Below are 20,599 nucleotides of genomic sequence, written 5' to 3'. Positions count from 1 at the left end.
GGCCCGGTGGGTCGACGGCCCGGTGGGTCGACGGCCCGGTGGGTCGACGGCCCGGTGGGTCGACGGCCCGGTGGTCCGGTGAATCCGGTGAATCCGGTGAATCCGGTGAATCCGGGAGCTCGGTGGTCGGGTGGTCCGTGGGTCCGGGAGCCCGCCAGTCCGGTGCCGGGCCACGGGGAGGGAACCTACTCGGCTGCCCCGTACATCCGGTCGCCCGCGTCGCCCAGGCCGGGGACGATGTAGCCGAGCTCGTTCAGGCGCTCGTCGACCGAGGCCGTGACGACCGTCACCGGTGTGCCCGCCAGGTCGCGCTCCATGACCTCGACGCCCTCCGGCGCGGCCAGCAGCACCACGGCGGTCACGTCGTCGGCGCCGCGCCGGATCAGCTCCCGGATCGCCGCGACCAGCGTGCCGCCGGTGGCGAGCATGGGGTCGAGCACGTACACCTGACGGCCCGACAGGTCCTCCGGCATGCGCGTGGCGTACGTGGAGGCCTGCAGCGTCTCCTCGTTGCGGATCATGCCCAGGAAGCCCACCTCAGCGGTCGGCAGCAGCCGGACCATGCCGTCCAGCATGCCGAGGCCGGCCCGCAGGATCGGCACCACCAGCGGACGCGGGTGGGACAGCTTGACGCCGGTGGTCGTGGCCACCGGCGTCCGGATGTCGACCTGTTCGGTGCGCACGTCGCGCGTGGCCTCGTAGGCGAGCAGGGTGACCAGCTCGTCGGCGAGACGACGGAAGGTCGCGGAGTCGGTGCGCTGGTCGCGCAGCGTGGTGAGCTTGTGGGCGACCAGGGGGTGGTCGACGACGTGGAGACGCATGTCCACAACAGTAACCGGGCCGGATGACCCGTCCGCACGGCAATCCCCTCGCCTCGCCGTCGGCCATTCGCTGGCGTCAAACCGCTCGTCCGGGGGAAGGTGTGAGGGACGGACTGGGGGTGGTGAACCTGATGCCCGACCGGGAGACCCGAGACGATCCGTCGCCGCGCGTACGGCCGGGGGCGGACCCGGACGACGACCAGACGGCCCCGACGGCCGCGCGCGACAGGCCGGCCGGTACGGCCGACGGCACAGCGGGCGCGGACGAGTCCGACGCCGAGCGCCGCAGGCGCCGCGCCCGCTTCCTGCGCGACCTTGCCGAGGCCCGCGAGCTGCGCGACCGCGTCCAGCCGCGACGCGCCAAGACGGCCCGGCTGCGCCACGCGATGCGCATGCGCACCTTCCGCTGGTAGGAAACGGGTGGGGAAACCCCCGGAGAAGATCACGAACCGCGGAGGAGTTCTTCGCGGGTGACCGTGCGTGGTGCGGGGCAAAGCCGCGTACGATCCGCAGGTGGCGGCAACGAGCGTGCCCGCACGAGTGCAGACACAGGGAGCCGAAGACGTCCCCTGAACGCCTTGTTTCTGCCACGATTCCGAGTGGGCGGGGCTCGGAGAGCAGTCCCCGCCCGCAACCTCCGCCGGGGGGACCCCCCGACCGGCACGCCTCAGACCAGTGGGAGAGTCACGGTGTACTTCGCCGCACTGCTCGCGCGCACCGAAGACGGGTGGGAAGCGAGCGACACAGAGCTCGACGATGTGGAAACCCTGTCGGATCTGGCCGACCTGGCCCGTGAAGCCTCCCCCGACGAGGACACGGTGCTCGTGCTGATCGAGCAGGAGGACGCCTGGTTCGGCGTCGTCCGCGTGGACGGCGAGGACGATCCTCGCATCTACGTCTCGGACGCCGCCGCCGCTGCCCGCAGCAGCTACGGCGAGATCCTGCTCACCGACGAGCTGCTCGGCCGGGATCCGGACGACGGGGACGACCTGGACGCCCTCGACCTCGACGGCACCGAGGACGGCGAGTCCGGCGACGACGAGAGCGACGACGGGGACGGTCCCGCGGCCTCCGCCGATGCCGTGCCGCACGGCCCGGTCGGCGACGCCCTGATCCTCGACGACCTCGGCGTGAGCGAGAAGGAACTGCTCACCATGTCGACGGACGCCGTCACCGGGATCGCGGAGTCGCTCGGCGCCTCGGAGACCCTGGAGACCGTCCGCTGACCGCTCGCACCACCCCCGAACCGCCGGACCCGGTCCGGGACCCCTGGCGGCCCGCGATGCGACTCGCCCTGGACGAGGCCGCCGCGGCCGCCCGGGGCGGGGACGTCCCCGTGGGCGCCGTGGTCCTGGCACAGGACGGCACGACGGTGCTCGCGTCCGGGCACAACGAGCGCGAGGCCGGCGGCGATCCGACGGCCCACGCGGAGGTCCTCGCCCTGCGCCGCGCCGCGGCGGCGCTGGGGCAGTGGCGCCTCGCCGACTGCACCCTCGTGGTGACCCTGGAGCCCTGCACGATGTGCGCGGGCGCGATCCAGCAGTCCCGCGTCGACCGGCTGGTCTACGGCGCCCGCGACGAGAAGGCCGGCGCGGCCGGCTCCCTGTGGGACCTCGTCCGGGACCGGCGGCTCAACCACCGGCCCGAGGTGATCGAGGGCGTGCTCGCCGAGGAGTGCGCCGTGCTGCTCACCGACTTCTTCCGGCACCGCTGAACACCGATTTCAAAGCACGCGGCTCCTTGCTGTAAGGTCTCCCCCGGTAGCGTGTCCGAGCGGCCGAAGGAGCTCGCCTCGAAAGCGAGTGTGGCGCAAGTCACCGAGGGTTCAAATCCCTCCGCTACCGCTCCAGAAGGGCCCCGTCGCGAGACGGGGCCCTTCCTGCGTCCGTGGTCCGCCCCTTCGTGTGATCGTTCCTTCGTGCGATCATGTGCGCTGCATGGGACACCAGTGACTGGGGAGGCCGCGATGGCGGTGAACGCGAAGAAGGTCGCCGTCTACGTCCTTGTGGTCTTCGCGCTGTATGTGATCATCACGGACCCGGACAAGGCCACCGGCTACGTGCAGATAGGTTTCCAGGGCATTTCGGACGCCGCCCAAGCCCTCGGCGACTTCGCGACGTGGGTCGCGAACGGAGGAGAGTGATGATCCGCCACCTGGTCCTCTTCAAGCTCCACGAGGGCGTCGAGCGCGACGACCCACGGGTCGTGCGGGGCGTCGCGGCCTTCCGCGCCCTCGACGGCACGATCCCCGAGCTCCGCCACTGGGAGCTCGGCTGGAACATCAGCGACCGTCTCATCGCCTACGACTTCGCCATCAACTCGGCCTTCGACGACGTCCACGCGCTGCGGCGGTACGTCGAGCACCCCGACCACCAGGCCGGTGTCGCACTGTGGCGGGAGTTCGCCACCTGGGTGATCGCGGACTACGAGTTCTGAGCAGGCCGCTCCGAGCCCCTCGCCGTTTCCGGCGGGGGGCTTTTCCATCAGGAGTGTTCAGTTTCGCTGGCTTTCACCACTCAACACGGAGTGATGGGGTGCTTGCACACAGTGGACATGTCTTGTGATGCTATGACCGCTTTTGATGGAAGAGGCGATCGTTGAGTTGACGATGACGAGGTGGAGTTGACCGTGCTGGCCAGTACCGCACCTCAGGCACCGTCCCCTCAGGCACCGTCCCCTCAGGCGCCCGCCCCGGAACCAGCGCCCCAGCGCAGCCGCGGCGCCGACACCCGCGCCCTCACGCAGGTGCTGTTCGCGCAGCTCAAGGAACTCCAGCCGGGCACGCCGGAGCACGACCGCGTGCGCGGGGCGCTCATCGAGGCGAACCTCCCGCTCGTGCGCTACGCGGCCGCCCGGTTCCGCTCCCGCAACGAGCCGATGGAGGACGTCGTCCAGGTCGGCACCATCGGGTTGATCAACGCCATCGACCGCTTCGACCCGGACCGGGGCGTGCAGTTCCCGACGTTCGCGATGCCGACCGTCGTCGGGGAGATCAAGCGGTACTTCCGCGACAACGTCCGCACGGTCCATGTGCCGCGCCGGCTGCACGAGCTGTGGGTGCAGGTCAACAGCGCGACCGAGGACCTGACGACCGCCTTCGGCAGGTCCCCGACGACCGCCGAGATCGCCGAGCGGCTGCGCATCACCGAGGACGAGGTGCTGTCCTGCATCGAGGCCGGGCGCTCGTACCACGCGACCTCACTGGAGGCCGCACAGGAGGGCGACGGGCTGCCCGGACTGCTGGACCGGCTCGGCTACGAGGACCCCGCGCTGGTCGGCGTGGAGCACCGGGACCTCGTCCGGCACCTGCTCGTACAGTTGCCCGAGCGGGAGCAGCGGATCCTGCTGCTGCGCTACTACAGCAATCTGACGCAGTCTCAGATCAGTGCGGAACTCGGCGTCTCGCAGATGCATGTGTCACGCCTACTGGCGCGTAGCTTCCAGCGATTGCGGTCTGCGAACCGCATCGACGCGTAACCGCAAACGAAAGCGAGAGATCACCGGCAGGAGGGAACCGCTCATCAGGGCGGTTGCCGACAGTTCCGGGCCCGCGATCCGTCAGACCCCTTGTTTGCAGGGCTGATTCGCGTCTCAGATGTCGACATGTCACTACAGCGTGTTGCCGACATGTGACATTCTGCGTGAAGCGCGTTTGCCAGGGCTTCGGCTCCGGTATTCAGGTGAAGGCTGCGTTCCTCAAGCGGGGGCGTTCGCCGCGACCGTCCCGCGACCCAAAGGGGGTGGCATGTCCGCAGAACAGGGCAGCTCGAAGGTGCTCACGCTCGCGGAGAGCGAGACAGCTCCCCATGCTCTCGACTCACTCGGCCCCATCGATGACGTCCCGGCCCTGGCGGCCGAGCCCGTCCCGGTTCTTCCGACCGCGGGCGCCATCGACACCCGCACCCTGTCCCGCTCCCTGTTCCTGCGGCTGGCCGCACTCGACGAGGACAGCCCCGAGCGCGCCTACGTCCGCGACACGCTGATCGAGCTCAACCTGCCCCTGGTGCGGTACGCCGCGGCACGGTTCCGCTCCCGGAACGAGCCGATGGAGGACATCGTCCAGGTCGGCACGATCGGGCTGATCAAGGCGATCGACCGGTTCGACTGCGAACGGGGTGTGGAGTTCCCGACGTTCGCGATGCCGACGGTGGTCGGGGAGATCAAGCGGTTCTTCCGCGACACCTCGTGGTCGGTGCGGGTGCCGCGCCGGCTCCAGGAACTGCGGCTCGCGCTGACCAAGGCCAGCGACGAGCTCTCGCAGAAGCTGGACCGGTCGCCCACGGTCACCGAACTCGCCTCCGTGCTCGGGGTGTCGGAGGAGGACGTGGTGGACGGCCTGGCCGTCGGGAACGCCTACACGGCGTCCTCGCTGGACTCACCGGCCCCCGAGGACGACGGCGGCGAGGGGTCGCTGGCGGACCGTCTGGGCTACGAGGACACGGCGCTGGAGGGCGTGGAGTACCGCGAGTCCCTGAAGCCGCTGCTGGCCAAACTGCCGCCCCGCGAGCGGCGGATCATCATGCTGCGCTTCTTCGCGAACATGACGCAGTCGCAGATCGGCGATGAGGTCGGCATCTCGCAGATGCACGTCTCACGGCTGCTGACGCGGACGCTGGCGCAGCTGCGGGAAGGTCTGATCTCGGACTGACCGCGCGGCGGGGCGCAGTAGGCCGCCCTGGACCGTCGTGGGCCGTCCTGTCCCGGGCCGTCGTGGGCCGTCCTGTCCCGGGTCGTCGTGGCGTCGTCGGCCGTCGTGGGCCGGGTGCCTGCGGCGGCCTGTGGCGGCTTCGGTGGAGGTGCGCGTTGCGCCTGCCGGCTTTTCGTGGGGCGGGGCCGCGCCGGGGAGTGTCCGTCCTCGGATTGGCGCGATGGAGTTGCGTAACGGCTGGCTGTTCGTTGACGCGCCAACCGCTGCGGGCGGGCACCCCCCGGCACGTCTCCTCCCATGCGTGCGCGGGTGCCGGTCCGCCTCGCTGCGGGCATGCGTGCCGCTAAGGGCGGCACGGGTGGGCGCAGCGGTACCCCGTTCCGCCGGGTTGTGCGACGCCCCGGGCCCGGCATCCGTACCGGGTTCGCCCCGCCGTACGAGTTACCCCAGCGCCAGCCACGCCACCGCAGCGACCACCGCGACGGCGGCGACGATGCCGAGGATGAGACCGACACGCGGACCGCTGCCGCCCGTCGCCGCGGCCTGGCGTCCCTGCGGCGCCTCGTCGACGAACGCGCGGAACATCTGGGTGCTGCCGGCGGGGTCGTGATTGCCCTGCGGGGCCTGGTTGTTAGCCATGGCCCGAGACCCTAGCGAAAACGCCGGGGGTCCCCAAGTGGGGGTTGGCCTTCCGTTTAGAGCTGTGCGACCCGTTGCGCCGGACTCGCGACCTGCACATTTACTCTCGCAATACTTGCCTTTGCCAAGTTTTTGTCCCACACCTCGCTCTCTTATTTGCCTGCAGCAACCAACAGCTTCTATGGTTGCCCTAAGCAACAAAAGCGGGAGGTGTCGTGGCCGGGAAGGCGCAGTACGAGGAGCTGGTCCGCCAGTTCAGCGCCTTCGGCGCCGTCAAGCGGGAGCTCGGCAGGATCATGCCCGCCGAATGCCCCGGCGGGTCGGCGGCCGTCCTGACGCTGCTGGACCGCCACGGCGACATGCGCATGAGCAAGCTCGCCGAGCTGCTCGCGGTGGACATGTCCGTCACCAGCCGCCATGTCGCGCACGTCGTGGACCGGGGCTGGATCGAACGCTCCCCCGACCCCGCGGACAAGCGTTCCCGCATCCTGCGCCTCACCCCCGCGGGCCGCGCGCAGCTCGACGAGCTGTCCCGGCGGACCACCGAGGTCCTCGCCGAACGCCTGGGCGACTGGACCGACGAGGAGGTCGGCCGGCTCACGCACCTGATGGCGCGGCTGCGGGAGAGCTTCGACTGCCGGCCCGCGGCCCGGGCGGCACCGTCCGGCGCCGAACAGACCACCCGTACACCCGCGAGCACGTAAGTAAAGGAAGCCCATGGCAACGACCACACCAGCCGGTGTGCGGGCTCATGCCGGGCACGGGGGAGGCTCCCACGGCTCCTCCGGCGGCGGCGCACCGATGACGCACCGGCAGATCATGGAGGCCCTCACCGGCCTGCTGCTCGGCATGTTCGTCGCGATCCTGTCGTCGACGATCGTCTCCAACGCCCTGCCCCGGATCATCGGGGACCTCGGCGGCGGCCAGAGCGCCTACACCTGGGTCGTGACCGCGTCCCTGCTGACGATGACCGCGTCCACCCCGCTGTGGGGCAAGCTCGCCGACCTCTTCTCCAAGAAGCTGCTGATCCAGCTCTCGCTGGTGATCTTCGTGCTGGGTTCGGCCGCGGCCGGCATGTCGCAGAACCCGGGCATGCTCATCACGTTCCGCGCGGTGCAGGGCATCGGCATGGGCGGTCTGTCCGCGCTGGCCCAGATCATCATGGCGGCGATGATCTCGCCGCGTGAGCGCGGACGGTACAACGGCTACCTGGGCGCGGTCTTCGCCACGGCCATGGTCGGCGGTCCGCTGGTCGGCGGTGTCATCACCGACACCGACTGGCTCGGCTGGCGCTGGTGCTTCTACGTCGGCGTGCCCTTCGCCGTGGTCGCCCTGATCGTGCTGCAGAAGACCCTGCACCTGCCCGTGGTGAAGCGGAAGGTCAAGGTCGACTGGGCCGGCGCCTTCTTCATCACCGCCGCCGTCTGCCTGCTGCTCATCTGGGTGACCTTCGCCGGTGACACGTACGACTGGCTGTCCTGGCAGACGTACACGATGATCAGCGGCTCAGTGGTGCTGATGGCGCTGTTCGTCCTCGTCGAGGCGAAGGCGAGCGAGCCGATCATCCCGCTACGGCTGTTCCGCAACCGCACGATCACGCTGGCCTCGCTGGCCTCGCTGTTCGTCGGCATCGCGATGTTCGCCGGCACCGTCTTCTTCAGCCAGTACTTCCAGCTGGCCCGCGACAAGTCGCCGACGATGTCCGGCGTCATGACGATCCCGATGATCGCCGGCCTGTTCGTCTCCTCCACCGTCTCCGGCCAGGTCATCACCCGCACCGGGCGCTGGAAGGGCTGGCTGCTCGGCGGCGGCGTGCTGGTGACCGCGGGCCTGGGCCTGCTCGGCACCATCCGCTACGACACCGAGTACTGGCACATCGCGCTGTTCATGGCGCTGCTGGGTCTCGGTATCGGCATGATGATGCAGAACCTGGTGCTCTGCACGCAGAACCAGGTGGAGCCGGGCGACCTGGGCACCGCCAGCTCCACGGTGACCTTCTTCCGGTCCCTGGGCGGTGCCGTGGGCGTCTCGGCGCTCGGCGCGGTCCTGGGCAACAAGATCACCGACTACGTCAAGGACGGCCTGGAGGGCCTCGGCCCCAAGGGCGCGGCGCTCGGCCACGCCGGTACGGCCGGTGGCGGCATACCCGATCTCGACACGATGCCCGCGCCGATCCGCACGGTCGTCGAGAGCGCCTACGGCCACGGTGTCGCGGACGTGTTCCTCTACTCGGCCCCGCTGGCGCTGCTCGCCCTGCTGGTGTCGCTGTTCATCAAGGAGGTCCCGCTGCGGACGAAGGGCGGCCTGGCGCAGGCCGCGGAGGTCGAGGCCGGCGCGCAGGCTCCCGCCGAGGCCACGGCCGAGGTCCCCGCCTCCGAGAAGGCCGCGCCGAGCTGAGGCGGTGATCCGGGCCGCGTCCATCGACACCGGCAACGGCATGCGCGACGGGCACCTGAGGTCGGCCGACTTCCTGGACGCCGAGCGGTTCCGGAGATCACCTACCGGTCCTCGGGGCTCACGGCCACCGGGTCCGACCGGTGGACCGTCCACGGCGAGCTGGGCATGCACGGAGTCGTGCGGCCCGTGGACCTCGACCTGGCCTACCTCGGCACGGGCCCGGACCCGTGGGCGGCACCCGGGCGGCCTTCCGCGCGACGACCGAACTGCGCCGGGAGGACTTCGCCATGAACTACCACCAGGTCCTGCAGGCGGGCATCGCCGCCATCGGCACCACCCTCAAGGTGGAGCTGGACGTCCAGGCCGTGCGGGGCGAGTCACTCCCGGCGGCCTGAGTCCGGGGCGGACACCTTCGCCACCACCTGGCCGCACAGGTCCCGCAGCTTGACGTTGCGGTGCTGCGAGATGCGGCGCAGCCGCTCCAGGGCGTCGCGGGCGTCGATCCGCTCGCGGGCCATGAGGATGCCGATCGCCTGGTCGATGGTGCTGCGGGAGAGCAACGCGGTGCGCACGTCGGCAGCCGACTCGCCCCGCCGCTCGATGCGCAGGGCCACGTCGACCGCGTCCCCGGCACGCGCCGCGAAGGCACGGGCCGCGTCCCGGCCCGTGCCCAGGGCCTGTGCCCGCACCCCGTAGAAGTTGATCGCGGCGCCCCTCTCGCCCTCGACGGCGACCGGCACCGCCAGCACGCAGCGGACCTCCACGGACAGCGCGTACTCCGTGAAGGACGGCCAGCGCGTCTCCGCGGCCACGTCGGGCACGTACTGCTCGACGGCGGTCTCGGCGGCGTCGACGCAGGGCCCCGAGCCGTTCTCGTACTGCCGCAGGTCCAGGCCGCTGGGCAGGCCTTCGCTGCCCGCCAGGGTGAGCAGCCGGTCGGCGCGGCGCACGGTGATGCTGCACGCGGCCGCGCCGGGGACCTCCTGCACCGCGCGGTCGGTCAGAGCACGCAGCAGCGTGTCGAGCCCGCTGCTGCGCACCATCGCCTGGTCCAGCGTGTCGGACGTCTCGGAAGTCATGACGGTACGGATATCCCGTCGTCCTGCGAACACGCCCCCGAGGTGGCGCGGCTCACCTCAGTCGGCGTTGTGCACCCCCACGATCCGGCGGGCGAGGTCGCGCAGTTTCACGTTCTCCCGCTGGGAGGCCCGCACGAGGCTCTCGAAGGCCGCCGCGGCGTCGATGCCCTGACGTTCCATGAGAATGCCGGTGGCCTGGCCGATCAGGTCCCGGGTGCGCATGGCCTCGGTGAGCTGTTCGCGCACGGTCGCGGAGTCCAGGGCGATACTGACGTGCTCGGTGAAGAGCCGGCCGATGCGGGTCGCGTCCTCGTCGAAGACCCCCGGCTTGCGCGCGTAGGCCGTGAGCACGGTCAGCCGGCGGCGGTCGGCGCGCAGCCGCAGCGACAGCGCCGAGCGCAGTCCCACGTCCGCCAGCACGTCCCAGCCGTCGTCCGCCTCGCTGTCCGCTATCCGCACCACCGGGTCGTTCCACAGCTGGTCCCAGAGCCCGTGCTGCTCGCGGCCGGTGTGCCGGGCCTCGGCCGAGCGGACGACCTCGTCGGTCCAGGCGAGCGTGCGGAGCTTGTTGCCGCGCTCGATCACGGAGATGCCGGCGTGCTCGGCCCCCGGCATGAGGTGCACGGCCAGCCGGACCGCGGTGCGCAGCGTGCTGTGCGGCGTGAGGGTTTCGTGCAGCTGCTGAGAGGCCTCCGTCAGAGCTTCGGCCAGCTCGAAGCCCGCAGGAAATCGGGGCAAATCAGGAAAACAAGACGCAGCCACCACGAACCTCTTCGGCATGCACGGCCATGACCGTGCGCAGGAGAGCTCCGCAGCACATTCCCGACTGCGAGCACAGGACGGACAGCACTCTAACTGTTCGGTTGCCTGGAGGTGACGCCCGGCCGAGGGCCGCGTCCGCGGGTTCCGTGGCAGCCCGCCGCCGTGGTCTACTGGGCCCCTGGGTCAGGAAGCGGCCTTACCGGAATCCGGACGATCGTCTGCCAGGTGAGCGCCGTGACCTTCTTCGCGAATCCCACAGAACTGCACGACCTGCCCGGCCGCGTCCATCTCGCCATGCCGGCCGAGATCGACTTCTGCAACGCGGCGGAACTGCTCCCCCGCATCGTGTCCGCGCTCGAGGACCGGCGTGACAGCATGGAGGTCCTCGTCCTCGACCTCACGCGCACCTCCTTCATGGACTCCCAGGGCGTCCGTCTCATCAACGACATCCGCCTGCGCATCCCCGAGGTCCGGGTGCATCTGGTGGCCCGGCCGGACGGTGTCGCGAGCCGCGTCCTGGGGCTCACCGGACTGCGCCGGGACGTGCCCGTGTACGACAACCTGCCGGAGGCCCTGGCGTCGTAGGCTGCCCGGCATGGCGAACATCGCGACGAACACCCGTGTCTCCCTGGACGAGTTGCTGGACTTCGTACGGCCCAGGCACCACGCGATCCTGATGACCCGGCGGTCCGACGGCGGTCCGCAGGCCTCCCCGCTGACCTGCGGGGTCGACGACTCCGGCCGGATCGTGGTCTCGACCTACCCCGAGCGCGCCAAGACCCGCAACGCCAAGCGCGACCCGCGTGTGAGCATCGTCGTGCTGAGCGACGACTGGAACGGCCCCTGGGTGCAGATCGACGGCTCGGCCGAGGTGATCGACACACCCGACTCCGTCGAACCGCTCGTGGAGTACTACCGGAACATCGCCGGGGAGCACCCCGACTGGGACGAGTACCGCGCGGCCATGGTCAAGCAGGGCAAGTCGATCATCCGGATCACCCCTCAGCGGTGGGGCCCGGTGGCGACGGGCGGCTTCCCGGCGCGCCTGGTCGAAGGGGAGTAGCGCAGGCCGTCCGGACCGGTGGCGCAGGCCCTCCGGACCGGTCAGCCCCGGGCGACCATCGCCTCGATCCCCGCGATCAGCAGTTCCAGCGCGAACTCGAAGTCGCGCTCCAGCATCTCCTCGACCGTGTCCCCGCCGCGCGCCGCCATGATCTCCTGCGACTCCCGGATGACGTCGGCGGCCTGCGGGGCGGCGGTCACGGTGCTCAGCGACTCCTGGAAGTACTCGTCCAGGGTCATGCCGGTGGCCGCGGCCCGCGTGGACAGGTGGCCCTCCAGGGTTCCGTAGCCGTAGACGAACTGGAAGACGGCCGAGATCGTGCTCGTCAGGCGCCGTGGGGGCATCCCGGTGCGGCGCACGACGCGCTGGACGACCCGGGAGAAGGCCAGGTTGTGCGGCCCGATGTTGAGGTAGACGCCGACCAGCGCCGACACCCAGGGGTGCCGGACCAGCAGCGTCCGGTACTCCCGCGCGAGCGACCGCACCTGGTCGCGCCAGTCCTCGTCGGCGTCCGGGTCGGGCAGCCGCATCTCCCCCATGACCTGGTCCAGGGCGAGTTCGAGGAGGTCGTCCTTGGTGTTGACGTACCAGTAGACGGACATCGCGGTGACGTCCAGCGCACCGGCCAGGCGCCGCATCGAGAACCTGGCCAGCCCCTCGGCGTCCAGCAGCCGCACGGAGGCCTCGATGATCCGCCCCCGGTCCAGCCCGGAGGGCTGCCCGCCGCGCCGCCGGTGCGCCTCGCCCTCCAGCCAGACGCTGGAGCGCGGCTGATTCTTGCGGGCCGCTCTCGCCATGGCGCACCTTCCTCGTTCCCTGGGACGCCGATCATGCCAGGCGCCCCGCACGGGGCACCGGGCCGTGTCGAGGTCCCCGCGCGGAGGACCCGGCGGATGCCGCGTGAGGCCGTCCGGCTCACCGCGGTTTCGAGGGCGAGGGCCGGCGGACCGGCACCGGCACGACGTCCGCGCAGCCCGAGCCTCTACGCGGATCCTGCCCGCTCGGCCCTGTGGAGCAACGCCGCAGCGACCAGTCCGCCCGCCAGCACGGCGACCGCCCCGAACAGCTGGCTGGTCTCCAGGCCGGAGGCGAACGCGTCAGCGATCCGCGCCTTCTCCTCGGCACTGCCCGCCGCCGCCAGCGCCGCCGGGAGCGAGGTCGCGGACACGGCGACGAGCGAGGCGAACCGGGAGTTGAGCACGGCCCCGAGGACGGCGACGCCCAGCCCGTTGCCGAACTCCGCGAGCGTTCCGTTGATCCCCGCTCCCACGCCCGCCTTCTCCGGCGGGATCGCGCCCATGATCGCGTTGGCCATCGCCGGCATGGACAGGGCCACGCCCGCGCCCATGACGACCAGGCCGAGCAGCATGCCCCCGTACCCGTGCCCGCCGAGCAGCGCGATCGCGGCGAGCCCGGCGGAGACCAGGGTCATCCCGAGCGCGATCGCCGCCGGCGTGCCCGCCTTCAGCACCAGCTTCGCCCCGACCCCGGTGAAGTTCAGCGCCACGACCGTCAGCGCCAGGGGAGCCGTCCGCAGGCCCGCGTCCAGCGGTTCGTAGCCGAGGACGAACTGCAGGTGCTGGGTGAGCAGGAACAGCGATCCCGTCATGCCGAACGCCACGAGGACGGCGCCCGCGACCGCGCCCACGAATCTCTGGTCGCGGAAGAAGTGCATGTCGAGCATGGGGTGTTCGGTCCGCAGCTCCCACAGCACGAACAGGCCCAGCACGGCCGCGCCGAGCAGCGCGGGGACCAGCACCTGCCCGGAGGTCCAGCCGTGTTCCGGCCCGGTGATGATCGCGTACACCAAGGCCGTCATGCCGAGGGTCGACAGCACCGCGCCGGGCAGGTCGGGCCGGTCACCGGCCCTGTGCTTCGACTCCGGCACCAGCGCGGCGACCGCGACCAGGCCGAGGAGGGCGACCGGGAGGTTGATCAGGAAGATCGCGCCCCACCAGAAGTGGTTCAGCATCACCCCGCCGATCAGCGGCCCGGCCGCGAAGCCCAGCGAACTGACCGTCGACCAGAGGGCGATGGCCTTCACCCGCTCGGTGTCGTCGAAGATCTGCACCACGACGGCGAGGGTCGTGGTCATGAGCAGCGCGCCGCCGACGCCCATGCCGGCACGGGCCGCGATCAGCTGGGCCGGGCTCTGGGACAGCCCGGCCGCGAGCGATCCCACGCCGAAGATCGCCAGGCCCGCCATCAGCATCAGCTTGCGGCCGTAGCGGTCGGCGGAGTTGCCCGCGGTGAGCAGCAGCCCGGACTGCACCAGCGAGTAGGCGTTGATCATCCACTGGACGTCGGCGGTCGACGCGTCCATCTCACGGGTGAGCGAGGGGATCGCCACGTTGAGGATCGTGTTGTCGAGCAGCACGGTGAGCTGCGCGAGGCAGATGACACCGAGGATCAGCCAGCGCTGGGGATGCCCGCCGCGCGCTGTCGCCGGCGGGGCGGTTTCCCGGGGGGACGTCGTCATGTTCTACACCGTATAACGCTTCCCTTACGGTGTACAACGAATGTGCGCAGGGGGGTGGTGGCGCTCGGCCACCACCCCCTCGTGGATCGCTCGCCGGGTGTCAGTCGCCCGCCTTCCGCGTGAGGTCGTAGAAGATGGCCGAGCCGACCGTGACCTTCTGGAAGGTGGCCCCCACCCAGGAGATGATCTCGGAGGACGTACCGCCACCGCGGCCCCTGCCGCCGCCCGCGCCGGAGGCGATGAAGTAGTGGATCTCGCCTTCCGCCACGTACTGCTTGAACTGCGCGAGCGTCGGTGACGGGTCGGTTCCGTTGAACCCGCCGACGGCCATCACCGGCTCTCCGGTGGACAGTTGGTAACTCGCCGCGTTCCGGGCGCCGATGGCCGCCGCGGCCCAGGTGTACCGGTCCGCTTCCGTCTCCAGCAGCTTCCTGGCCTCGGAGCCGACGTCGGCGCCGTTGAGCAGGCCGCCCATACCGCCGCCACCGCCCATCCCTCCCGTCCGGCCGCCGTCAGCGTCCTGCTGGTTCTGGTTCCGGTTCCGGTTCCGGCCCGGCATGCCGCCGCCAGGGAAGCCGTTGCCCTGTGGGTTCTGACCCTGCTGGTCTTGGCCCTGTGGGTTCTGACCCTGCTGGTTCTGACCCCCCTTGGTTCGGCCGGTTCCGGCCCGCGCCCGGGAACCCGCCGTCCGAGCCCGCCCCCGCCGGGGCCTCCACCGCCCGGGCCGCCCCGGCCGCCCGCGACCGCGGGACCCGCCGTGACGATCGAGCCACTGTGCCCCTCGTTCACCGTGGTGAGCGTGTACGCCGCCGGACCGGCCAGCGCGGCGACGAGCCCCAGGCCGGCCGCCCCCAGGGCCGGATACCGCCCGAGCCGCCCCGCGAAGACCAGGCCGAGAGCCGCCGTCAGGCCGCCGACCAGGACGACCCACTTGAGCCAGGGCAGGTAGTCGGAAGACCGGTTGAGCAGGACGTACCCCCAGGCCGCGGTCGCCGTCGTCGCGGCCGCCAGGGCCGGGGACGCCCACGCCTCGTCCCGCTTCTTCCAGAGCAGTACCGCGCCCGCGCCGGCCAGCGGGTCAAGGTAGGGGCCACGGCCACGGTGTAGTACTCGTGGAAGATGCCCTGCATGTAGCTGAAGACCAGCATGGTCGTGAGCAGCGCGCCGCCCCAGACGAGGAACGAAGCCCGCGTCACGGACGTGTGCCCGGCCTTCCGGGTGGCCACCAGGCCCGCGACGAGCAGGACCAGCGCGGCCGGGATCAGCCAGAAGACCTGGCCGCCGACGGAGGAGCCGAACAGCCGGTCCCAGCCGGTCTCCCCCCAGTTGCCGCCCCCGCCCCCGACACTGCCCGTCTCGTCGCCGTTGAGGCGGCCCAGGCCGTTGTAGGCGAAGGTCAGTTCCAGGAAGCGACGGGCAGGGCGAGGGTCGTCACGGTCCCGATCACCGCGCACACGACGGCGATCAGCACCACGGACGCGACGACGAGCCGCGTGCGCAGCGTGCACGGCTGCCGTCCCCGCCCCTGCTGCCGTCCCCGCCCACCCGGCTGCCGCCGTCCCCTCATGACACCGCGGGCTTGATCAGGTACCCGGCACCGCGCCGCGTGTGGATCATCGGCTCCCGCCCGGCGTCGATCTTCCGCCGCAGGTAGGAGATGTACAGCTCGACGACGTTGGCCCGGCCGCCGAAGTCGTACGACCACACGCGGTCCAGGATCTGCGCCTTGCTGAGCACGCGCTTCGGATTGCGCATGAGGAACCTCAGCAGTTCGAACTCGGTCGCGGTGAGGTGGATGTTCTCGCCGGCCCGGGTCACCTCGTGGCTGTCCTCGTCGAGGGTGAGGTCGCCGACGACCAGCAGGGACTCGGCCCGCCGGTCGGCGGCACCGGACCGGCGTATCAGTCCGCGCAGCCGGGCGACGACCTCTTCGAGGCTGAACGGCTTGGTGACGTAGTCGTCCCCGCCCGCCGTCAGCCCGGCGATCCGGTCCTCGACGGCGTCCTTGGCCGTGAGGAACAGCACGGGCACGTCCGGCAGTTCGCGCCGCAGCCGCCGGAGCACCGACAGACCGTCCATGTCCGGCAGCATCATGTCGAGGACGACGGCGTCGGGCCGGAAGCCGCGGGCGGCCTGGAGGGCCCCGTGTCCGTCCCCCGCACTGCGGATCTGCCATCCCTCGTAGCGCAGGGCCGTGGACAGCAGCTCGGTGATCGACAGCTCGTCGTCCACCACCAGCACGCGGACGGGGCTCCCGTCCGGCCTCAGCAGTTCGGCGCGCCCCTGGGGCGAGGTCGTGGTCATGCCGCACACGATGTCGGGGCCCTCTGAGAACACCCTTTCGGCAATCTGTGAAAGCCCTGAGAAACACACAGGCGCTTCTCAGGGAAAGCCTGGGAAGAACGGGCGGAAGGGACGCGAGCCGAGGGGAGCAGACGGCCGCGGGTTCAGAACAACCCGCCCTGCACGCCCGGCGCCGCCCTGAACCGCCGCACGGGAACGGCCGGTTCGCCGCCCGTGGCGGCCACCAGCTCCCACCCGGCCATCAGCCGCGTGTCGATCACGACCGCCCCGCGCCCGGTCGCCAGATGCAGGTCGGGCCCGGCTGCGGCCACCAGCTCCCCGCAGACCGCGGCCCCGGCGACCAGCTCGCGCACCTCCCCGACGGCGTCGGGCACCCCCGCGAGCCCGAACACGCCGACATGGTCGACGACCCGCAGTGGCTTGCGCGCGAGGGACTCCGGCCACGCGGCGAGCGCCACGGCCCGGCCGTACACCTCACTGATCTCAGCGGCCCGCTCCGCCTCGTCACCGGGCAGCGCCGACCGCACGGCCCGCTTCTCCGCGTAGGGCATCCGGTCCGGCACACCCAGGGCCGCCCGCAGCAGCTCCTCAGCACGCCGGGCGGCCATCAGCGGCCCGACGCCGAGCCAGCTGAAACAGACGGCGCCCTGCTCGAGCAGCCGGGCGGAGCCCCGCTCCTCGGCTGTGATCCCGACCTTGACCATGCCGGGCCCGAACCACGCCAGATACACGTGGTACGCCCTCGGATCGTCGGCGAGCGTGTCGGCGGCGACGGAATGCGCCCGGTCCAGCCGCGCGCACTCCTCACACCGCGCCCCCGTACTGCGGCCGGGCACGACCGCCCCCACCGGACAGGCATGCCCCCGAGCCCCCACACACGTCCGCACACCCCCCTCCACGACCCCGAAGGCCACGCTTATCCCCCAGCTCAGCGCACTGCGCCGGCCCCCGTCCCACACCAGCACGGGACCGTCCGCCGACCAGCGCAGCCCCGAGCATCTCCATGTGTGTGCCATCCCTGCCGAGCGTAGTTGAGGCCACTGACATCGAGACGACCCGGCGATCACCGCGTCCCCGGCCCCCACCGACCGCCGCCGCATCCGCGTGGAAGCCCGCCCGGCCGAGATCGCCGTCCTGACCGAGGTTCTCCCGGGCGAGCGCACTGGCGGCGGACTACCTGGAGGCACTGCCGGACCGACTGAACGGCGTTCGGTGCACGCCATGCCGACGCCGTCCACGGACGTCGCCGCACTATCCGGAACGACGCGAGTGCCGGCTCGACCGCCGGCGCACCGTGAACAGGCAGGCGAGCACGCCGAGCCCCCAGGCGATCAGGAGGGCTCCCCACAGCGGCATGCTCACGAGCGGTATGAGAAGGCGGACCTCGACGGTCGAGCGGTTCTCGAAGATGAACACCAGAGCGACCGCGCTGATCACCACGAACGGTAGGAAGCGGCGGACACCGGGGCGGGAGAAGAAGGGCGTGTGCGCCTTGTGGTCCGAGCTGGTCCGAGACATGGAAGTACCTCGCCATCACGTTGCCCCCGGATCCAGCGTCCCTTTCCCTGACACAGCCCGCCACCGGCGACGCCGCACCTGGAGACGACGACCTGGAGGCGACGACCTGCCCCGCACGGTCACCGCTGATCGAGTCGGCCGCTCACTTCCGTGACGAGGCGGAACACGGTCGAGCGGTGACCGAGCACTGGATGCGCAGGAGGGCGCAACGGTGTGCGCAGGGGCGTCCACCCGGGTCCACGGCCGACCCGCTCGTGGGCTGCACCGGTCTCCCCGGTCTCATCCGAACGGCCCTGAACCGGACCGCACATGCCGGGAACTGAGACGGAGGCTGAGACGGGCCGTCACCTTGGATCGCCTGGTCATGGACCTGGCCGTTGCAGCCGTAGTCAACACGACCGCCAAGAGGTCCTGATGATGTGGCGACACCGCTTCATCACCCACTCGTGGGCCTGGGAGCTACCCATGGGCCTGGTCGAGGACGGCGAGACCCCGGAGGAAGCCGCTGCCCGCGAAGTCCTGGAAGAGACCGGTTACCGCCCCGGCCCCGTTAAGCCCCTGATCTACGCCGAGCCGGCCAACGGCATCACCGACTCGCAGCACCACGTCTTCCGCATCGACGGCGCCACCTACGCCGGTCCGCCCACGGAGAAGAACCATCCGACCGCATCGATCCCCGCCGTGCCGAAGGCCCGTCCGTCGTTCCACACGCCAGCGTGGCACTGGGCTGTGTGGAGGTGCTGGCCGAGCTGCACGCCAAAGGTTGGGCCCACGGCGATGTGCAGCCCGCCCACTTCATCATCGGGCCGGAGCGGACGCATCTGATCGATCTGGCTCTGGCCCGGGGCGGACACGTCCCCGACGGATACGACTTCCCGTTCCGCGGTTGCCTCGTCCACTACGAGGCCCCGGAGATCGCACGCAGTGTGCTCGCCACGGGGAAGCCGAGCCCACCCCGGAGGCAGACGTCTACGCCCTCGGAGCACCCCTGCTCGTCTCGGCCACCGGCTGGCGGGCTGTCGAGTATCCGGACGACGCTCCACGCCCGGTACAGAGACAGGCCGTGGCCGACGGCAGACGCCGCCTCGTCAAGGCGCCAGGTGAGCTGGGCAAGCTGATCGAGGCGATGCTCAGCCATGCTCCCGAGGACCGGCCGACCATCTACGAGGTGGGCGAGGCCCTTAGCTGCCTCCAGAACTCAGTTCGCCCGGCGGCGCTCGCTCAAGCAAGACCAACAACGCGCCACACCTGCGCCTCGCTGGTCCATGAACAGGGCGCCGACGCCCGCATGATCATGGAAGTCCCCGGCCATAGCTCCCTCCGCGTGACCATGGACATCCACACCTTCGTACGGCTCGACTCCCAGCGGTCCGCCTTCGACCGCGTCGAGGACGCACTGAGGCGTGACGGCAACGGGCCGGACGATGACGACGGCGCGGCCGGTGTCCCGGTAGCCGTCTGATCGACTCATAGAGACGGTGCCGTCAATCACTGCCGTCAAGCCAAAGCCAGAGGCCCTGTGGATCACTCCACAGGGCCTCTGGTCTGCTGTGCACTCGGCAGGATTCGAACCTGCAACCTTCTGATCCGTAGTCAGATGCTCTATCCGTTAAGCTACGAGTGCTTGTTCTGTTTTTTGCCGCTCCCGGGCCTTCCGGCTCGCTCGCGGCGACAGGAAGAACATTACATGACTGCCGCCGCCATGTGAAATCCATTGGCCGCACCCCTTGTGAGCTGCGGAAACGGTCGGATCGGGGGGTAACGACAGCGAAGCCCCGGTCGGGTGACCGGGGCTTCGTGATGGGTGCGGAGGCGGAGGGATTTGAACCCTCGATGGGCTTTAAGGCCCAAACCGCATTAGCAGTGCGGCGCCATAGACCGGACTAGGCGACGCCTCCCTACACATCCTCCCGCGCGAGCGCGAGGCGGTGCGTGCAGATGATGACACAGTCGAGCGTGCTGTCACCAATCGGCCCCCACGGTACTAGGCGGGAAGGGCGCAGGGCAAAGGCCTTGTCCGGTGCCTGCGTGGTCCGGCAGGGGGGTGTGAGCGGGCGCGCGCAACGTCCGGGAGCCGCAGGCGTTAGTCAGGGCATGTTGCGTGCCACTCCACGGGCCACCGCCCGCCCCGCCCTGCGGCGCCTCCTCGTCGGTGCCGCCGCCTCCTTCGCCGCCGTCGGGTCCCTGGCCGGCGTCACCCCCGCCGCCCACGCCCAGGCCGGCGGCGCCGGACTGCCCTCGCCGGCCCGGATCGGCGACGGCCGGGACCCCGACCGAAACCACCTCACCGTCACCGTCGAGAACGCCGGCCGCGCCGACGGGACCTTCGAGCTGTACTGCGCACCCGAGAGCGGCAGCCACCCCGACCCGCGCGGAGCGTGCGCCGCGCTGGAGCGGGACACGCGATGGGGCAAGGACCTCTTCGCCCCCGCGCCCGAAGGCGGCTTCTGCACCATGCAGTACGGCGGCCCGGCCACCGCGCACGTCACCGGCACCTGGTCCGGCCGTCACGTCGACGCGACCTACGACCGCCGCGACGGCTGCCAGATCGCCCGCTGGGACCGCCTCGTGCCGCTCCTGCCCGACATGAACGCCGGGGGAGGCGCCTGAGAGGAGGGCCCCCGGGGGGTGGTCCGGGCGTCCCTTTGCGCCACGGTCCGTCCTCATTCCGCCGACCCGGCCGAAAGGTACAGAAACGCCTCCTTCGTAAAAGACCCGCGGAGGTCCCGCGACGTCGTCGCAGGAGGGCGGGCGTTTCACGGGTTACCCGGTCGTCAGTTCGGGGTCACTTCCTCGTGCGACCTCGCTCTCATCCGGCGTCGCGGGCGCAACCTCAGCCCTTAGACTCCCTCGCGTGACACGCCGCGGGCCGGTTGGCAAGATGGCCGG

General features: G+C 70.9%; 21 protein-coding genes, 3 tRNA genes and 4 pseudogenes. 16 read left to right on the top strand and 12 right to left on the bottom strand.

Annotated elements, in window-relative coordinates:
* Positions 1-185: 185 nt before the first annotated feature.
* Entirely contained in the window at positions 186-821 is a 636-nt protein-coding gene (gene upp / locus ACFW6P_RS03610; protein ID WP_386348947.1) for a uracil phosphoribosyltransferase, read from the bottom strand.
* Positions 822-952: 131 nt separating this feature from the next.
* On the opposite strand from upp, the gene ACFW6P_RS03605 reads away from it, so the two are divergent.
* The 8 genes from ACFW6P_RS03605 to ACFW6P_RS03570 all read left to right on the top strand — a co-directional run bounded on the left by ACFW6P_RS03605 (position 953) and on the right by ACFW6P_RS03570 (position 5,469).
* Entirely contained in the window at positions 953-1,234 is a 282-nt protein-coding gene (locus ACFW6P_RS03605) for a hypothetical protein (protein ID WP_386349349.1), read from the top strand.
* Between the two features lie 276 nt (positions 1,235-1,510).
* Positions 1,511-2,047 carry a hypothetical protein gene (locus ACFW6P_RS03600; protein WP_386348950.1) on the top strand — a complete coding sequence of 179 codons (537 nt, stop codon included), beginning with the start codon at positions 1,511-1,513 and terminating at the stop codon, positions 2,045-2,047.
* 56 nt (positions 2,048-2,103) lie between these two features.
* Positions 2,104-2,535: a tRNA adenosine(34) deaminase TadA gene (gene tadA / locus ACFW6P_RS03595; protein WP_386348953.1), complete on the top strand. Its 432-nt coding sequence runs from the start codon at positions 2,104-2,106 to the stop codon at positions 2,533-2,535.
* A 45-nt stretch (positions 2,536-2,580) separates the two neighbouring features.
* Positions 2,581-2,665 (top strand) — tRNA-Ser (locus tag ACFW6P_RS03590).
* 122 nt (positions 2,666-2,787) lie between these two features.
* Entirely contained in the window at positions 2,788-2,964 is a 177-nt protein-coding gene (locus ACFW6P_RS03585; RefSeq protein WP_386348955.1) for a hypothetical protein, read from the top strand.
* Positions 2,964-3,257 carry a Dabb family protein gene (locus ACFW6P_RS03580; protein ID WP_386348957.1) on the top strand — a complete coding sequence of 98 codons (294 nt, stop codon included), beginning with the start codon at positions 2,964-2,966 and terminating at the stop codon, positions 3,255-3,257. Before ACFW6P_RS03585 ends, ACFW6P_RS03580 begins: the two co-directional genes overlap by 1 nt.
* Positions 3,258-3,449: 192 nt before the next feature.
* A complete protein-coding gene (locus ACFW6P_RS03575) occupies positions 3,450-4,298 on the top strand; it encodes an RNA polymerase sigma factor SigF (protein ID WP_386349352.1) in 849 nt (282 codons plus the stop codon).
* Between the two features lie 268 nt (positions 4,299-4,566).
* Entirely contained in the window at positions 4,567-5,469 is a 903-nt protein-coding gene (locus ACFW6P_RS03570; protein WP_386348960.1) for an RNA polymerase sigma factor SigF, read from the top strand.
* 441 nt (positions 5,470-5,910) lie between these two features.
* On the opposite strand, the gene ACFW6P_RS03565 is transcribed toward ACFW6P_RS03570, so the two are convergent.
* Positions 5,911-6,108 carry a hypothetical protein gene (locus tag ACFW6P_RS03565; RefSeq protein WP_386348963.1) on the bottom strand — a complete coding sequence of 66 codons (198 nt, stop codon included), beginning with the start codon at positions 6,106-6,108 and terminating at the stop codon, positions 5,911-5,913.
* Between the two features lie 215 nt (positions 6,109-6,323).
* On the opposite strand from ACFW6P_RS03565, the gene ACFW6P_RS03560 reads away from it, so the two are divergent.
* From ACFW6P_RS03560 to ACFW6P_RS03550, 3 genes and pseudogenes are all read left to right on the top strand, one after another.
* On the top strand, positions 6,324-6,812 hold the full coding sequence (locus tag ACFW6P_RS03560) for a MarR family winged helix-turn-helix transcriptional regulator (RefSeq protein WP_386348966.1): 489 nt from the start codon (positions 6,324-6,326) through the stop codon (positions 6,810-6,812).
* A 13-nt stretch (positions 6,813-6,825) separates the two neighbouring features.
* The gene (locus ACFW6P_RS03555) at positions 6,826-8,505 is read left to right on the top strand and encodes an MDR family MFS transporter (protein ID WP_386348969.1); all 1,680 of its coding nucleotides are present in this window, start codon (positions 6,826-6,828) and stop codon (positions 8,503-8,505) included.
* Positions 8,498-8,900 (top strand): annotated as a pseudogene (locus ACFW6P_RS03550) (YceI family protein); the annotation flags it as partial. The gene ACFW6P_RS03555 and the pseudogene ACFW6P_RS03550, both read left to right, overlap by 8 nt.
* Here ACFW6P_RS03550 and ACFW6P_RS03545 read toward each other — a convergent pair.
* Complete coding sequence (locus ACFW6P_RS03545; protein ID WP_386348971.1) at positions 8,883-9,584, bottom strand: GAF and ANTAR domain-containing protein; 702 nt, start codon at positions 9,582-9,584, stop codon at positions 8,883-8,885. The pseudogene ACFW6P_RS03550 and the gene ACFW6P_RS03545 sit on opposite strands and share 18 nt — an antisense overlap.
* A 57-nt stretch (positions 9,585-9,641) precedes the next feature.
* Positions 9,642-10,364 (bottom strand): GAF and ANTAR domain-containing protein, encoded by a 723-nt coding sequence (locus ACFW6P_RS03540; RefSeq protein WP_386348973.1) that lies wholly within the window; start codon positions 10,362-10,364, stop codon positions 9,642-9,644.
* A 207-nt stretch (positions 10,365-10,571) separates the two neighbouring features.
* Between ACFW6P_RS03540 and ACFW6P_RS03535 the strand changes: the two genes are divergently transcribed.
* Complete coding sequence (locus tag ACFW6P_RS03535) at positions 10,572-10,931, top strand: STAS domain-containing protein (RefSeq protein WP_386348976.1); 360 nt, start codon at positions 10,572-10,574, stop codon at positions 10,929-10,931.
* A gap of 10 nt (positions 10,932-10,941) precedes the next feature.
* On the top strand, positions 10,942-11,409 hold the full coding sequence (locus tag ACFW6P_RS03530; protein ID WP_386348979.1) for a PPOX class F420-dependent oxidoreductase: 468 nt from the start codon (positions 10,942-10,944) through the stop codon (positions 11,407-11,409).
* Between the two features lie 41 nt (positions 11,410-11,450).
* Here ACFW6P_RS03530 and ACFW6P_RS03525 read toward each other — a convergent pair whose 3' ends face one another.
* The 6 genes and pseudogenes from ACFW6P_RS03525 to ACFW6P_RS03500 form a co-directional block, all read right to left on the bottom strand.
* Positions 11,451-12,206 (bottom strand): TetR/AcrR family transcriptional regulator, encoded by a 756-nt coding sequence (locus tag ACFW6P_RS03525; RefSeq protein ID WP_386348983.1) that lies wholly within the window; start codon positions 12,204-12,206, stop codon positions 11,451-11,453.
* 185 nt (positions 12,207-12,391) lie between these two features.
* Positions 12,392-13,888, bottom strand: coding sequence for an MFS transporter (locus ACFW6P_RS03520; RefSeq protein ID WP_386348986.1), 1,497 nt, complete (start codon positions 13,886-13,888; stop codon positions 12,392-12,394).
* Positions 13,889-13,988: 100 nt separating this feature from the next.
* A pseudogene (locus tag ACFW6P_RS03515) lies at positions 13,989-15,297 on the bottom strand (glycosyl transferase); the annotation flags it as partial.
* Positions 15,298-15,451: 154 nt separating this feature from the next.
* Positions 15,452-16,192 (bottom strand): response regulator transcription factor, encoded by a 741-nt coding sequence (locus ACFW6P_RS03510; protein WP_386348990.1) that lies wholly within the window; start codon positions 16,190-16,192, stop codon positions 15,452-15,454.
* 143 nt (positions 16,193-16,335) lie between these two features.
* Positions 16,336-17,208, bottom strand: a complete 873-nt coding sequence (locus ACFW6P_RS03505) for a DUF2797 domain-containing protein (RefSeq protein ID WP_386348993.1) — start codon at positions 17,206-17,208, stop codon at positions 16,336-16,338.
* 235 nt (positions 17,209-17,443) lie between these two features.
* Positions 17,444-17,710, bottom strand: a complete 267-nt coding sequence (locus tag ACFW6P_RS03500; protein WP_386348996.1) for a hypothetical protein — start codon at positions 17,708-17,710, stop codon at positions 17,444-17,446.
* Positions 17,711-18,080: 370 nt separating this feature from the next.
* On the opposite strand from ACFW6P_RS03500, the pseudogene ACFW6P_RS03495 reads away from it, so the two are divergent.
* A pseudogene (locus ACFW6P_RS03495) lies at positions 18,081-18,367 on the top strand (NUDIX hydrolase); the annotation flags it as partial.
* A 47-nt stretch (positions 18,368-18,414) separates the two neighbouring features.
* Positions 18,415-18,896, top strand: a pseudogene (locus tag ACFW6P_RS03490) (protein kinase); the annotation flags it as partial.
* Positions 18,897-19,261: 365 nt separating this feature from the next.
* Here the strand turns inward: ACFW6P_RS03490 and ACFW6P_RS03485 are convergent.
* Positions 19,262-19,334: transfer RNA gene (locus ACFW6P_RS03485), tRNA-Arg, on the bottom strand.
* Between the two features lie 183 nt (positions 19,335-19,517).
* A tRNA-Ser gene (locus ACFW6P_RS03480) sits at positions 19,518-19,608 on the bottom strand.
* Positions 19,609-19,804: 196 nt separating this feature from the next.
* Between ACFW6P_RS03480 and ACFW6P_RS03475 the strand changes: the two genes are divergently transcribed.
* Entirely contained in the window at positions 19,805-20,320 is a 516-nt protein-coding gene (locus ACFW6P_RS03475) for an SSI family serine proteinase inhibitor (protein ID WP_386348998.1), read from the top strand.
* The last annotated feature ends 279 nt before the right edge of the window (positions 20,321-20,599 follow it).

The organism is Streptomyces sp. NPDC058741 (assembly GCF_042746715.1).
Taxonomy (GTDB): Bacteria; Actinomycetota; Actinomycetes; order Streptomycetales; family Streptomycetaceae; genus Streptomyces.
The sequence above is the reverse complement of the archived record's forward strand: the minus strand, read 5'-3'. Positions and strand labels throughout refer to the sequence as shown.